This is a genomic window from Phenylobacterium sp. (assembly GCF_016124325.1).
Lineage (GTDB): Bacteria > Pseudomonadota > Alphaproteobacteria > Caulobacterales > Caulobacteraceae > Phenylobacterium.
The window spans coordinates 1-12,470 of the sequence record NZ_WGNY01000012.1; the positions used below are offsets into that span (position 1 = coordinate 1).

Sequence of the window (12,470 nt, forward strand, 5' to 3'; positions counted from 1 at the left end):
GCGCCGCATCTTTCTTTGTCCTAGGAGAACAATCATGCGCGTCTACTACGACCGCGACGCCGACATTTCCCGCATCCTGGACAAGAAGATCGCGGTCGTAGGCTATGGCAGCCAGGGCCGCGCGCACGCGCTCAACCTCACCGACTCCGGCGTGAAGAACGTGGCCGTGGCGCTGCGCCCCGGCTCGGCGACCGCCAAGAAGGTCGAGGCCGACGGCCTGAAAGTGATGAGCGTCGCCGACGCGGCCAAGTGGGCCGACCTGATCATGGTGCTGGCGCCCGACGAACTGCAGCGCGACATCTACAAGGCCGACATCGAGGCCAACATCAAGGACGGCGCGGCGCTGCTGTTCGCCCACGGCCTGAACGTCCACTTCGGCCTGATCGAGCCCAAGGCCAGCGTCGACGTGCTGATGGTCGCGCCCAAGGGCCCCGGCCACACGGTGCGCGGCGAATACCAGAAGGGCGGCGGCGTGCCGTGCCTGATCGCGGTCCACCAGGACGCCACCGGCGGCGCCATGGACCTGGGCCTCGCCTACGCCTCGGCGATCGGCGGCGGCCGTTCGGGGATCATCGAGACCAACTTCCGCGAGGAATGCGAGACCGACCTGTTCGGCGAGCAGGCGGTGCTGTGCGGCGGCCTCGTCGAGCTGATCCGCGCGGGCTTCGAAACCCTGGTGGAAGCCGGCTACGCGCCGGAGATGGCCTACTTCGAGTGCCTGCACGAGGTGAAGCTGATCGTGGACCTGATCTACGAAGGCGGCATCGCCAACATGAACTACTCGGTGTCGAACACCGCCGAGTACGGCGAGTACGTCTCGGGCCCGCGGGTGGTGACGCCCGAAACCAAGGCCGAGATGAAGAAGATCCTCGACGACATCCAGTCGGGCCGCTTCGTGCGCGACTGGATGCTGGAGAACGCCGCCGGCCAGGCCAGCTTCAAGGCCACGCGCCGCCGCAACGCCGAGCATCCGATCGAGGACGTGGGCGAGCGTCTGCGCGCCATGATGCCGTGGATCACCAAGAACAAGCTGGTCGACACCGCGCGGAACTGACCGCGCTGACGGCGAGACGAAGCCGACGGGCCCGGAGCGATCCGGGCCCGTTTTTCGTGCGCCCGTGTTCCGTGATAGGCTCCTCACAATCTCCGGGTTGTGTTCGGCGTAACGCCACGAGCCCGACGCCTGTGGCGGCACGACAGGTCACATCCCGGCCAAAGGTCAGGGAGGACCTTGTATGGCCAACCAAAATCACGTCGAAAACCCTGCGGAGTACCTGGCTGAAAGAGCGGCCTGGGCGTGGCAGGACCTGAGGCGGTTCGTCGTTCCGCATCCCGAACGCCACGCCGGCAAGGCCGTGCCCGAGGTGCGGCGGATCGGCCTCGCCGACCTGCGCGACGCCCTCGCCAAGGGGGTCGCCGACATGGCCGCCCTGCGCGACGACGTCCTCTTCATCGCGATCATCTATCCGGTCGCGGGTCTCGCCCTGGCGCGCGCGGCCTCCAGCTACGACCTGCTGCCGATGCTGTTCCCGCTGGCCTCGGGCTTCGCGATCCTGGGCCCGGTGGCGGCCACCGGCCTCTATGAGATGAGCCGGCTGCGCGAGAAGGGCCAGCACGTCAGCTGGGTGGACGCTTTCGGCGCTTTCCGTTCGCCGGCCATCGGCTCGATCCTCGCGCTGGGGCTGATCCTGCTGGCCCTGTTCGGTCTCTGGCTGGGCGCGGCCTATCAGATCGGCCTGGCGACCTTGGGGCCGCAGGCCGCGCCGACGTTGCGCGCCTTCACCCACGACGTTTTCTGGTCGGACGCCAGCCCCGCGCTGATCGCGGGCGGGATCGGGGTCGGCTTCGTGTTCGCGGCGATTGCGTTCGTGCTGGGCGTGGTCTCCGCCCCGCTGCTGCTCGATCGCGACCTGGGCCTGAGGATCGCGCTCGCCACCTCCATCAAGGTGGTTCGGACCAATTTCGTGACCATGGTGGCGTGGGGCCTGATCGTGGCCGGCGCGCTCGCCCTGGGCTCGCTGCCGGCGCTGGTCGGCCTGATCTTCGTGGTCCCGATCCTGGGCCACGCGACCTGGCACCTGTACCGCAAGGCGGTGGTCTGACCCGACCCTCGGCGGGCGGCCGCTGGCCGCCCGCCGGCCTGCCGACGAATCTTGCCACGACCGCCTTGACGCGACGTCGTGCGATCCGTATTTAACAACATGGCTAATTAAGGAATTGGTTAAATGCAGCTGGCGCCCGACCCGCTGAGCGTCACCCTCTCGGCCCTGGCCGATCCGACTCGCCGGGCGATCCTGGCTCGGCTGTCGCAGGGCGAAGCCACGGTGGGCGAACTGGCGGCGCCGTTCGACATCAGCCTGCCGGCGGTCTCCCGTCATCTGAAGGTGCTTGAAGGCGCCGGCCTGATCACGCGAGGACGCGAGGCCCAATGGCGACCTTGTCGCCTGGAGGCCGAACCGCTGAAGGCGGTCGCCGGTTGGGTGGAGCACTACCGCCGCTTCTGGGAAGGCAGCTTCGACCAGATGGAGGCCTATCTGGCCGAACTCCAGAAAGGGAATCCCGATGGACGCAAGAACTGACGCGCCCAAGCCGGCGCACGGCGCCTCGCTGCCGGACGACGAACTGTTCATCGTCCGCGCGTTCTCCGCCCCGGTCCCGCTGGTCTTCCGCATGTGGGAGGACCCCGAACACCGCGCGCGCTGGTGGGCGCCGAAGGCCTTCACCTGCACGCACTTGAAGCAGGACTTCCGCATCGGGGGCGCCTGGCGCGCCTGCATCGTCTCGCCCGAGACCGGCGAAAGTTGGCAGGGCGGCGTCTTCCGCGAGATCGAGCGGGACCGCCGGATCGTCTTCACCTTCGCCTGGGACGGCGGACCCTCGGCCGGCGTCGAAACCCTGGTCACCGTCACCTTCGCCGAGCGCAACGGCATGACGGTCCAGACCTTCCACCAGACCCCCTTCCTCAACGTCGAACGGCGCGACGCCCACGTCGTGGGCTGGAGCCAGCTCATCGATCGCGAACAGGCCTACGCCGAGACCCTCGCCCAAGGAGCGACCTCATGATCACCATCACCGCCTTCCAATGGGTGCCACCGTTCGCACGCGGCCAGGTGCGCGACCTGCGCATCCGCTGGGCCCTGGAGGAGGCCGGCATCCCCTACCAGACGAAGCTCCTGGCGATCGGGGACGGCGACGCGCCCGACTATCGCGCGATCCAGCCCTGGGGCCAGGTGCCGGCGATGGAGGAGGACGGCGAGTGGCTGTTCGAGAGCGGCGCGATCCTGCTGCGCATCGCCGAGCGCTCGGAGGTTCTTTGCCCGAAGGACGATCGCGGCCGTGCGCGGATGATCCAGTGGGTGTTCGCGGCGCTCAACTCTGTCGAGCCACACGTGCAGGCCCTCGCCTCGATCGACCTCTTCTACAAGGACGAGGACTGGGCCAAGGCGCGGCGGTCGGGCGCCGAGGCGTTCGCGCGCATGAAGCTGGCCTCGCTGGCCCGCCGCCTGAAGGGCCGCGACTACCTCGAAGACGGGTTCACGGCCGGCGACCTGATGATGGCGACGGTGCTCCGCATTCCGGAGAACACCGACCTAGTGACGGGCGACCCGGTGCTGGGCCCCTATCTGGAACGGTGCACGGCGCGGCCCGCCTTCAAGCGCGCTCTGGACGCGCAGTTCGCCGACTTCACGGCCGAACCGCCGCCGCAGTTCGCGACGGCGTGAGCTAGAGGCCTTCCCCCATCACGATGAGGCGTGGTGAGGGGATCAGAAGGCCTCCAAATCGAAAGACGCGAGCACGTTGATCCCGGCTGGCTTGAGTCAAGCCAGCCGGGACGTGCTCTAGCCGTCAGGGTCGCCGCGCTTCTGCTTCATCCAGGCGCGGGCGGCCTTGTGGCGGCTGATCCAGAGCTTGCGGTTCTCCTGGGCGGCGCGGGGATCCTCGCGCCGCCGCTCGTAGGCGAGTTCGGCCTGAAGCTTCTCGTAGGCGCGCAGCCGCGCTTCCGGCAGTTCGCCCGTCTCGACGGCCGCGCGGATCGCACAGCCGGGTTCGGTGGTGTGGCGGCAGTCGGAGAAGCGGCAGCGGGCGGCCAGCGCCTCGACGTCCTCGAACGTCGCCGAGACCCCGGTGTCGGCGTCGAACAGGCCCAGTTCTCGCATGCCGGGGGTGTCGAGGATCAGTCCGCCGCCCGGCAGCAGCACCAGCTCGCGATGGGTGGTGGTGTGGCGTCCGCGCGCGTCGTCCTCGCGGATCTCGGCCGTCGCCATCCGCTCGTGGCCGAGCAAGGCGTTGACGAGCGTGGACTTGCCCGCGCCCGACGAGCCCAGCAGCACCGCGGTGCGGCCCGGGCCGAGATAGGGCGCCAGCGCCTCGAGGCCTTCGCCGGTCTTCGACGAGATCGCCAGGACGGGCGTCCCGAAGGCGATGGCCTCCACCTCGGCCACGACGATCCCCACCTCCTCGGCGAGATCGGCCTTGGTCAGCACGATCACCGGCTGGGCGCCGCTCTCATAGGCCGTCGCCATGTAGCGTTCGAGCCGCCGCAGATTGAGATCGGCGTTCATCGAGGCGACCAGCAGGGCCACGTCGACGTTGGCCGCAACCACCTGCGCTCCGCCGCGGGGCCCCGAGGCCCAGCGGACGAACGCCGAGCGGCGCGGCAGCACGGCCTGGACGAGGGCCGTGGTCTCGCCCGGTCTGGGCTCCACCGCCACCCAATCGCCGGCGCAGGGCCGGTCCACCTCGGCGGAAGTCTTCAGCAGCGTGCCGGAGGCGCGTGCATCGATCTCGCCCGCGTCGGTGACGAGGCGATAGCCGCCGCGTTGCTGGACGATGATGCGGCCCGGAACGAGGCCCTGGGCGGCGAAGGGCGCGAATTGGTCCTGGAGTTCGGGACTCCAGCCATAGGAGGTCAGCACTGGGGATGTCCTTGGTGTCGAGAGCCTGACGGGCGTCGACCGCGAGTCATCCCCTTCAGATCGGGGAAAAGTGGCTGTCAGCCAGCCGGCGCGGCGACGCAGCGAAGGGCTGCGTGGGCAATGGGCGACATGCGTTCCTCCTCCTCTGCCTGAAAACGCCTCACCGGAATGCGGCGGACCTTGGCGGGCGGCCCGTCGTCCGTCAAGAAGGCGCATGGCTGACGTGACCGTGACCGACAATGTCGAAGCGCGACGCTTCGAGGTTTCCCTGGCGGGCGACACCGCCTTCGCCGAATACCGCCTGCGACCGGGCGTGATCGTGTTGCCGCACACGGTCGTTCCGCCGGCGTTCGAGGGAAAGGGCGTGGCCAGCGCGCTGGCCCGTCATGCCTTCGGATATGCGCGCGAGAAGGGCCTGAAGGTGATCCCGACCTGCCCGTTCATGGCCGCCTGGATCAAGAAGCACGCCGACGAGCAGGATCTCGTCGACGACAGCTGCCGGGCCACCCTGGGCATCGGCTAGGCCCAGCCCAGGCTGGCCTCGCCGCGCAGGATCGCCTCGGCTTCCGGGGTGTGCTTGGCGCCGTCGCGGCCGTGCAGGACGAGCGGCGGCAGCAGCCGCAGCGGCGCCTTGCCGGTCTTCACCGCGCGCACCAGCACGCGTTTGGCCGGAGCGTCGGCGAAGGGATGGATCGGGCGCACCTGGATCGAGCCGGCTTTGATCGCCATGAGGTCCAGGAGGTCGGCGAGCCGGTCGGCCCGGTGGATCACGGTGACGGTCCCGCCCTCGCGCACGGCCTTGTTGAGAAAGCCGGTCCAGGCCGACAGCCCCTCGTCGGCCAGCCAGGCGCCGCGCCGCTCGGGCGCCGGGCCTCGCAGCGCGCCGGGATCGTCGAAGAAGGGCGGGTTGGCCATGGCCGCGTCGAAGGGCGCAAGGCCCAGGTCGGTGAAGCGCCGGGTGACGTCGCCCGTCAGCGCGGTCACCCGGTCGGCCAGCCCATTGGCGGCGATGTTCTCCTGTGCGAGGGCCAGGGCCTCCGGGTCGCGCTCCAGGCCGGTGAACGCCGCCCCCGCCCGCCGCGCGGCGGCGGCCAGCAAGGCCGCGCCGACGCCGCAGCCGGCTTCCAGCACGCGCTCGCCGGGGTCGGCGTCGCAGGCGGCGGCCAGCAGGGCCGCATCGACCCCCGCCCGATAGCCCCGCCGCGGCTGGCGCAGCGAAAGCCGACCGCCCAGCAGCCGATCTTCGGTGACGACGTCCATCCGGCGAGACCCTGATGTGGTAAACGCATAGCGCGTTCGGCGCTGCTCGCTTGACCGTGCCCTATCGCGTCACCATTGTCCCGGAAAACGGCGGCCGGTGGGGCCCGGACGCCTTGATCGAAACAGGATTTCTCCGTCGTGGACGCCGCCCAGGCCATCGCCGCTCCGCCATCCCTGGACCTGCTGCTTGAACTGGCCGGTCCGGACATGCGCGCCGTCGACGGCTTGATCCGCGCGCACATGGACAGTCCGGTGCCGGTGATCCCGGCGCTCGCCGACCACCTGATCGCCGGCTCGGCCAAGCGCCTCAGGCCCCTGCTCACCATCGCCGCGGCGCGGCTGGCGGGCGCGCGCGACGACGCCTGCCTGAAGCTGGCCGCGGCGGTCGAGTTCATCCACACCGCCACCCTGCTGCATGACGACGTGGTCGATTCCTCGCAGCTGCGCCGTGGCCGCGTGGCCGCCCACCTCATCTGGGGCGCCCCGGCCAGCGTGCTGGTGGGCGACTTTCTGTTCGCGCGCGCGTTCGAACTGATGGTGGGCGCGGGCTCGATGCCGGCGCTGGAGATCCTGGCGCGCGCCAGCCGGGTGATTTCCGAGGGCGAGGTGCTGCAGCTCACCCGCAGCCACGACCTGGACCTGTCGCAGGACCTCTACATCGACATCATCAAGGCCAAGACCGCCGAACTGTTCGCCGCCGCCGCCGAGGCCGGGGCGGTCTCGGCCGGCGCCTCGCCCGAGCGCTGCAAGGCGCTGCGCCAGTTCGGCCAGGATCTGGGCCTGGCGTTCCAGCTCATTGACGACGCGCTCGACTACTCGGGCGACGCGCGGACGCTGGGCAAGAACCCCGGCGACGACTTCCGCGAAGGCAAGGTGACCCTGCCGCTGCTCCTGGCCATGCGCCGCACCAGCGGCTCGGAGCGCGACTTCTGGGTGCGCACCATCGACCGGCGCGAGCAGGCCGACGGCGATCTCGAACACGCCTGCGAGCTGATGCGAGACACCCGCGCCCTGGACGACACCCTGGCGCTGGCCGGCCGCTACGCCGAAAGCGCCAAGGCGGCCATCGCCGACTATGGGAGCAACGCCTGGCGGCCGGCCCTGCAGGACCTGGCCGACTTCGCGGTGATGCGCCGGGCTTAGAAGCCTGTGAAGACGCGCTCCAGGGAGCGGCGGAGTTCGTCTTCATAGGCGCCGAGGCTGCCTTCACGGCTGTGAAGCGCCTTGCGATCGATGCCCGCGAGTTCCGGAATGGAAACGACGTAGGACGCGTCGCGAAACGCGACCTTCACGCTGGCGTCGGAGTAGGCGGATATCCCATCGTCGATGAGTAGCGGCGCGACGATCACCGTCGGAACGCCCTCAAAGAAGTGAGACTGGAGCAGGACGACATAGGGAATCTGGGCGCGCGATCGGGACGACGGATTCCGGTAGACGTCGAACTGAAGCACCTACCAGGTCCGCAAGTCTTCGCCGAAGACGCCGAACTTTTCGATGCGATCTCTATGAGATTGAATTGCCTCGGCGTTTTCTTCGGCCCACTTGTGAGCCTTCTCTTCCTGGGAAAGGCCCTTGAATCGGTGCAGCCGCGCGAGTTCGGCGCGCACCGTCGACTCGGCCAGGGCGTCGATCTTCAGGCCCGCAGCTTGAGCCTCGTTCAGGAGATCGGCGTCGATCTCGATCTTCAGTTCGGCCTTGCCCATGGAATAGAGGATAGGCGCGTTCGGCGAGATCGTCAGCCCGGGCCGATCATCTTCTCCGGCCGGACGTATTCGTCGAATTCCTCGTTGGTGAGGTAGCCGCCGCCGACGGCCTCTTCGCGGAGCGTGGTGCCGTTCTTGTGCGCCGCCTTGGCGATCTTGGCGCAGTTGTCGTAGCCGATCTTGGTGTTGAGCGCGGTCACCAGCATCAGAGAGCGCTCCAGCGCCGCCTTGATGTTGTCCTCGCGCGCCTCGATGCCCACCACGCAGTTGTCGGTGAACGAGATCGAGGCGTCGGCCATCAGGCGGCACGACTGCAGGAAGTTGTAGGCCATCACCGGGTTGAAGACGTTCAGCTCGAAGTGGCCCGAAGCGCCGGCGAAGGTCATGGCCGCCTGGTTCCCGAAGATCTGGGCGCAGACCATGGTCATGGCCTCGCACTGGGTCGGGTTGACCTTGCCCGGCATGATCGACGAGCCGGGCTCGTTCTCCGGCAGGGACAGCTCGCCCAGGCCCGAGCGCGGGCCCGAGCCCAGGAAGCGGATGTCGTTGGCGATCTTGAAGAGCGAGGCGGCGACGGTGTTGATCGCCCCGTGGCTGAACACCATCGCGTCGTGGGCGGCCAGGGCCTCGAACTTGTTGGGGGCCGTGACGAACGGCAGGCCGGTGATCGCGGCGATCTTCTGGGCCACCAGCTCGGCGAAGCCGACCGGCGCGTTCAGGCCGGTGCCGACGGCGGTGCCGCCCTGGGCCAGTTCGTAGAGGCCGTACAGCGTTTCCTTGATGCGCCGCACGCCGTTGGCGACCTGCTGGCGATAGCCGCCGAACTCCTGGCCCAGTGTCAGCGGCGTGGCGTCCTGGGTGTGGGTGCGGCCGATCTTGATGATGTGGGCGAACGCCTGCTCCTTGACCTTCAGGGCGGCGTGCAGGTGCTCCAGCGCCGGCATCAGCTCCTTGGCCACCTGCTCGGCGGCGGCGATGTGCATGGCCGTCGGATAGGTGTCGTTCGACGACTGGCTCATGTTGACGTGGTCGTTCGGGTGGACGGGCTTCTTCGAGCCCATCTGGCCGCCCATCATCTCGATCGCCCGGTTCGAGATCACCTCGTTGGCGTTCATGTTGGACTGGGTGCCGGAGCCCGTCTGCCAGACCACCAGCGGGAAGTGGTCGTCCAGCTTGCCGTCGATCACTTCCTGGGCGGCGGCGATGATGTGCTTGCCGATCTCCGGGTCGAGGCGGCCGAGCTCCATATTGGCCTCGGCGGCGGCGCGCTTGACGATTCCCAGGGCGCGGACGACGGACTTGGGCTGCTTCTCCCAGCCGATCTTGAAATTGCCGATGGAGCGCTGCGACTGGGCGCCCCAGTAGCGGTCGGCCGCCACCTCGATCGGGCCAAAGGTGTCGGTCTCGGTGCGCGTCGCGGTCATCGGGGTCCCCCAGTGATTGGCCGCCCACCGTTTAATCCCGCCGCGCGAGACTGCAAGCCGCCGGACCGCTAAGGGTGTCGACGATGACGGACGCCTGGACCCAGCACGGCAAGGTGCGCGCCCGCGAGGCGGAGGGCCTCCTGGAGGTGAGCGTCGATGGGCTCACCACCCAGGCCAAGTACTACAAGCCCCTGATCTACGAGTTCTTCCGCAAGGCGTGGCGCGGCTCGCGGCCGACCTGGGGCGAGTTCTCGGTGGAGATCGGGATGGAATACGTGGGCGATCCGCCCTGGCTCGATCTCGACAACCTGGCCAAGGCGATCCTCGATGCGATCAAGGGCTACGCCTTCCACGACGATTCCCAGGTGGCGCGCCTGCTCGTCGAGCGGCGGCCAGGAGAACGTGAGCGGATAACGGTGCGCGTGACGCGGATGGGATAGGGCCCAAACGCAAGCCGGCCGCATCCCCCTGGTCGGGATGCGGCCGGCTGCTTGCGCGATTGCGTCGGGGGAAAGACCCCTCAGCGGTACTGCTGCAGGCGCGTCGTTCGCAGGCCCGGCATGCCGTGCCGCTCGATCGAGCGTTGCCAGGACAGGAACTCGTCGCTGGTCAGCTGGTACCGTTCCAGGGCTTCCTCGAGCGTGATCAGGCCGCCGCGCACGGCCGCCACGACCTCCGCCTTGCGGCGGATCACCCAGCGCCCCGTGTTCGGCGGCGGCAGGTCGGCCTTGGTCAGCGGCGCGCCAGTGGGGCCGATGATGTACGCCTCGCCGCGGCTGTTCACGCGCGTTTGTTGTTGTTGCAACATGGGCTTTCTACCGCCTCACCATCACTGTTGGCTTGGCAGCATATCGAGGGGCCCCTAACAGGCGCTGAATCGCTTTAGTAAAGAAACGCCTAACCATGCGCTCCTCCATGTACCATTTTAATACAAGTCAATGTATTAACGGACATTGCGCGTGAGATAATTCCACGACTAACGCTTGATGTTGATGAGTTCTTCCAACATCTGATCAGCTGTCGTGATGATCTTGGAAGAAGCAGAGTAGGCTTTCTGTGTTTGGATCAGGCCCGTGAATTCAGACGACAGGTCGACCGTCGAAGCTTCGAGGCTCGACGGCGAGATCTTCCCGGCCCCGCCGACCCCGGCTTCCTTGATGACGTAGTTGCCCGCGTCGAGCGTCGGCCGGTAGGCGTTGCCGCTCACCTGCGCCAGGCCGTCGGGATTGGGGAAGGTGGCGATGCCCACCTTGGCGATCGTGCGGATCTGGCTGTTGTCGTAGACGGCCGAGACGATCCCGGATTCGTCCACGTTGATCGCCACGATGTTGCCGGGCCCCGCGCCGTCGGTGCCGATCGCGTTCACCGTCGAGGTCGAGGCGTACTGGGTGAGCTTGTTCAGATCGAGGTCGATGGTCTGGGCGGCGAGGCCCAGGCCCGCGGCCCACATCGGCGCGGCGCCGGTCGAGGAGTCGATCGTCAGCTGCGGCGTGGCGCCGGGCGCCCCGAACAGGTCGGTGTTGGCCAGGTCGATCGAGCCGTCCTGATTGAAGGTGACCAGGCCCTTGGCGAGCTGACCGGGCTCGAAGCCCGCCGCGGCGGTGACGTCGCTGGCCGGCTCCGCGTAGATTTCCGCGTGCCACTCGTTGGGGTTGCCCGAGCTCTTGAGGAACGCCATCGTCAGCTTCCGCGAGCCGCCGGTGGAGTCGACCACGTTCATCTCGATGGTGAAGTCGGGCTTGGTGCCCGTGGCCACACCGGCCGCGTAGTCGGCCATCGAGTTGGTCGAAGCCGGGTTGTAGGCCCCCTCGACGCTCGAGACGACCGTGCCCTTGTCGAGGTTGGCGCTGATCGAGACGTTCTGGGTCGGGGCGACGGCCGCGCCCAGGTTCTTGACGTTGATCGCCGTCATCTTGCTGAGGTCAGACGGGTTGATGTCGAACGACCCGTCGGACTGCACCGGCCAGCCCTGGAGGTAGAGCTTGGAGTCGTTCACCAGATAGCCGTCGGCGTCGACGCTGAACGAGCCCTGGCGGGTGAACGCGCGCGCGTCGGAGGCCGTAAGGCCCGCGCCCTTGTCGGTGACGATGAAGAAGCCATCGCCCGAGATGGCCAGGTCGGTCGCCGAGCCCGACGACTGGATCAGGCCCTGGGTGCTCACGAACTGGCGGGTGATGCCCTGGACGCCGCCGGCCGAGTACTTGCCCTTCACGGCCTGGGCCGTGACGACATTGGCGAAGTTCACCTGGTTGCGCTTGTAGGCGACGGTGTTGACGTTGGCGATGTTGTCCGAGATCGCCGCCAGCGCGGAGGAGTTGGCCACCAACCCCGAAACGCCGGAGAGCAGGGCTGAATTGATGCTCATGACTTAGGTCCGTTCTTTTTCGCTGTGCGGATCCGCATGCTGCGGAAGCCGGCCTCTTCAGGCCGCCGCGTCGGACGACGTTTGGTCGTCTTTGTTGTTATTGGTGGAGCCGGAGCCGGTCGACGTGTCGTTCGACGCGACCGCGTCCGGCTGGCGGATGAGGGTGATGGTCTCCCAGGGGATCTGGGCGCCGTTGATGGTGACGTAGGTGCCGCCGTCGATCTGCTGAACGCCGGTGACGATCCCCTGGACCACCACGCCGGAGTTGACGGCCGTGCCTTCGCTGTCCTTGGCGGTGACCTTGAGGGTGTAGACGCCGTCGGCCAGCTTCGTGCCCGCGTCGCTCTTGCCATCCCAGGTGAGCGTGTGCTCACCCGCGCCGTTGTCGGTGGGCGCGATCGAGCGGACGACATTGCCCTTGGAGTCGAGGATCTGGAGCTTCACGTCCGAGGCGGCGCGGTCGAGCTTGTAGACCCACTCGGCCTTGCCGTTCGACAGCCCGGCGTCGGCGTCCGCGGCGCGGACCTCCTTGCCGATCAGACTGACGGCGGTGGAGACGCCGGTTCCGGTGTTGGACACCAGCTGCTTGAGCAGGTCGTTGGTGAGCAGCTGCTGCTCCACCCCGGTCATCTGGACGATCTGCTGCGTGAACTGGTTCGAATCCAGCGGCGACAGCGGATCCTGGTTCTTGAGCTGTGTGGTGAGCAGCGACAGGAAGGTGTCGAAGTTCTCGGCCAGCCGGGCGCGGCCGAGCGCGCCGGTGTCGGTCGTGGTCGTGGCGGAGGAGACAGCGTCGGTCATC

Annotated in this window: 16 protein-coding genes; 8 read left to right on the forward strand and 8 right to left on the reverse strand. The window is 68.1% G+C overall.

The genetic code is table 11. The annotated features are described in order from the left end of the window. Positions 1–34: 34 nt before the first annotated feature. The 5 genes from ilvC to GC203_RS06030 all read left to right on the forward strand — a co-directional run bounded on the left by ilvC (position 35) and on the right by GC203_RS06030 (position 3,722). A complete protein-coding gene (gene ilvC / locus GC203_RS06010) occupies positions 35–1,054 on the forward strand; it encodes a ketol-acid reductoisomerase (RefSeq protein WP_293452420.1) in 1,020 nt (339 codons plus the stop codon). Between the two features lie 181 nt (positions 1,055–1,235). Next, positions 1,236–2,102 carry a DUF2189 domain-containing protein gene (locus tag GC203_RS06015; protein WP_293452423.1) on the forward strand — a complete coding sequence of 289 codons (867 nt, stop codon included), beginning with the start codon at positions 1,236–1,238 and terminating at the stop codon, positions 2,100–2,102. A gap of 123 nt (positions 2,103–2,225) precedes the next feature. After that, positions 2,226–2,579: a metalloregulator ArsR/SmtB family transcription factor gene (locus GC203_RS06020; protein WP_293452426.1), complete on the forward strand. Its 354-nt coding sequence runs from the start codon at positions 2,226–2,228 to the stop codon at positions 2,577–2,579. Then, positions 2,563–3,063, forward strand: coding sequence for an SRPBCC domain-containing protein (locus GC203_RS06025; RefSeq protein WP_293452428.1), 501 nt, complete (start codon positions 2,563–2,565; stop codon positions 3,061–3,063). Before GC203_RS06020 ends, GC203_RS06025 begins: the two co-directional genes overlap by 17 nt. After that, positions 3,060–3,722 (forward strand): glutathione S-transferase family protein, encoded by a 663-nt coding sequence (locus GC203_RS06030; protein WP_293452432.1) that lies wholly within the window; start codon positions 3,060–3,062, stop codon positions 3,720–3,722. The genes GC203_RS06025 and GC203_RS06030 overlap by 4 nt, the downstream gene beginning before the upstream one ends. A 117-nt stretch (positions 3,723–3,839) precedes the next feature. Here GC203_RS06030 and rsgA read toward each other — a convergent pair whose 3' ends face one another. Then, a complete protein-coding gene (rsgA, locus tag GC203_RS06035) occupies positions 3,840–4,916 on the reverse strand; it encodes a ribosome small subunit-dependent GTPase A (protein ID WP_293452435.1) in 1,077 nt (358 codons plus the stop codon). Between the two features lie 214 nt (positions 4,917–5,130). On the opposite strand from rsgA, the gene GC203_RS06040 reads away from it, so the two are divergent. After that, positions 5,131–5,439: a GNAT family N-acetyltransferase gene (locus GC203_RS06040; protein WP_293452438.1), complete on the forward strand. Its 309-nt coding sequence runs from the start codon at positions 5,131–5,133 to the stop codon at positions 5,437–5,439. Here the strand turns inward: GC203_RS06040 and GC203_RS06045 are convergent. Beyond that, positions 5,436–6,176 carry a methyltransferase gene (locus GC203_RS06045; RefSeq protein ID WP_293452441.1) on the reverse strand — a complete coding sequence of 247 codons (741 nt, stop codon included), beginning with the start codon at positions 6,174–6,176 and terminating at the stop codon, positions 5,436–5,438. The two genes, GC203_RS06040 and GC203_RS06045, sit on opposite strands and share 4 nt — an antisense overlap. Before the next feature lie 174 nt (positions 6,177–6,350). On the opposite strand from GC203_RS06045, the gene GC203_RS06050 reads away from it, so the two are divergent. Then, complete coding sequence (locus tag GC203_RS06050) at positions 6,351–7,319, forward strand: polyprenyl synthetase family protein (protein WP_293452678.1); 969 nt, start codon at positions 6,351–6,353, stop codon at positions 7,317–7,319. On the opposite strand, the gene GC203_RS06055 is transcribed toward GC203_RS06050, so the two are convergent. The 3 genes from GC203_RS06055 to fumC are packed head-to-tail and all read right to left on the reverse strand — an operon-like array spanning position 7,316 to position 9,303. Then, complete coding sequence (locus tag GC203_RS06055; RefSeq protein ID WP_293452443.1) at positions 7,316–7,627, reverse strand: CcdB family protein; 312 nt, start codon at positions 7,625–7,627, stop codon at positions 7,316–7,318. The two genes, GC203_RS06050 and GC203_RS06055, sit on opposite strands and share 4 nt — an antisense overlap. Then, positions 7,628–7,879, reverse strand: coding sequence for a type II toxin-antitoxin system CcdA family antitoxin (locus GC203_RS06060; RefSeq protein WP_293452445.1), 252 nt, complete (start codon positions 7,877–7,879; stop codon positions 7,628–7,630). It abuts the gene before it with no gap. Positions 7,880–7,911: 32 nt separating this feature from the next. Further along, complete coding sequence (fumC, locus tag GC203_RS06065; RefSeq protein ID WP_293452447.1) at positions 7,912–9,303, reverse strand: class II fumarate hydratase; 1,392 nt, start codon at positions 9,301–9,303, stop codon at positions 7,912–7,914. 83 nt (positions 9,304–9,386) lie between these two features. On the opposite strand from fumC, the gene GC203_RS06070 reads away from it, so the two are divergent. Next, complete coding sequence (locus GC203_RS06070) at positions 9,387–9,743, forward strand: RusA family crossover junction endodeoxyribonuclease (protein ID WP_293452449.1); 357 nt, start codon at positions 9,387–9,389, stop codon at positions 9,741–9,743. A gap of 80 nt (positions 9,744–9,823) precedes the next feature. Here the strand turns inward: GC203_RS06070 and GC203_RS06075 are convergent, their stop codons facing one another. The 3 genes from GC203_RS06075 to GC203_RS06085 form a co-directional block, all read right to left on the reverse strand. Then, positions 9,824–10,111: a DUF1153 domain-containing protein gene (locus GC203_RS06075; protein WP_293452451.1), complete on the reverse strand. Its 288-nt coding sequence runs from the start codon at positions 10,109–10,111 to the stop codon at positions 9,824–9,826. Between the two features lie 168 nt (positions 10,112–10,279). Further along, a complete protein-coding gene (locus tag GC203_RS06080) occupies positions 10,280–11,668 on the reverse strand; it encodes a flagellar hook protein FlgE (protein ID WP_293452454.1) in 1,389 nt (462 codons plus the stop codon). Positions 11,669–11,725: 57 nt separating this feature from the next. Next, positions 11,726–12,469 (reverse strand): flagellar hook assembly protein FlgD, encoded by a 744-nt coding sequence (locus GC203_RS06085; protein ID WP_293452456.1) that lies wholly within the window; start codon positions 12,467–12,469, stop codon positions 11,726–11,728. Position 12,470 lies beyond the last annotated feature (1 nt).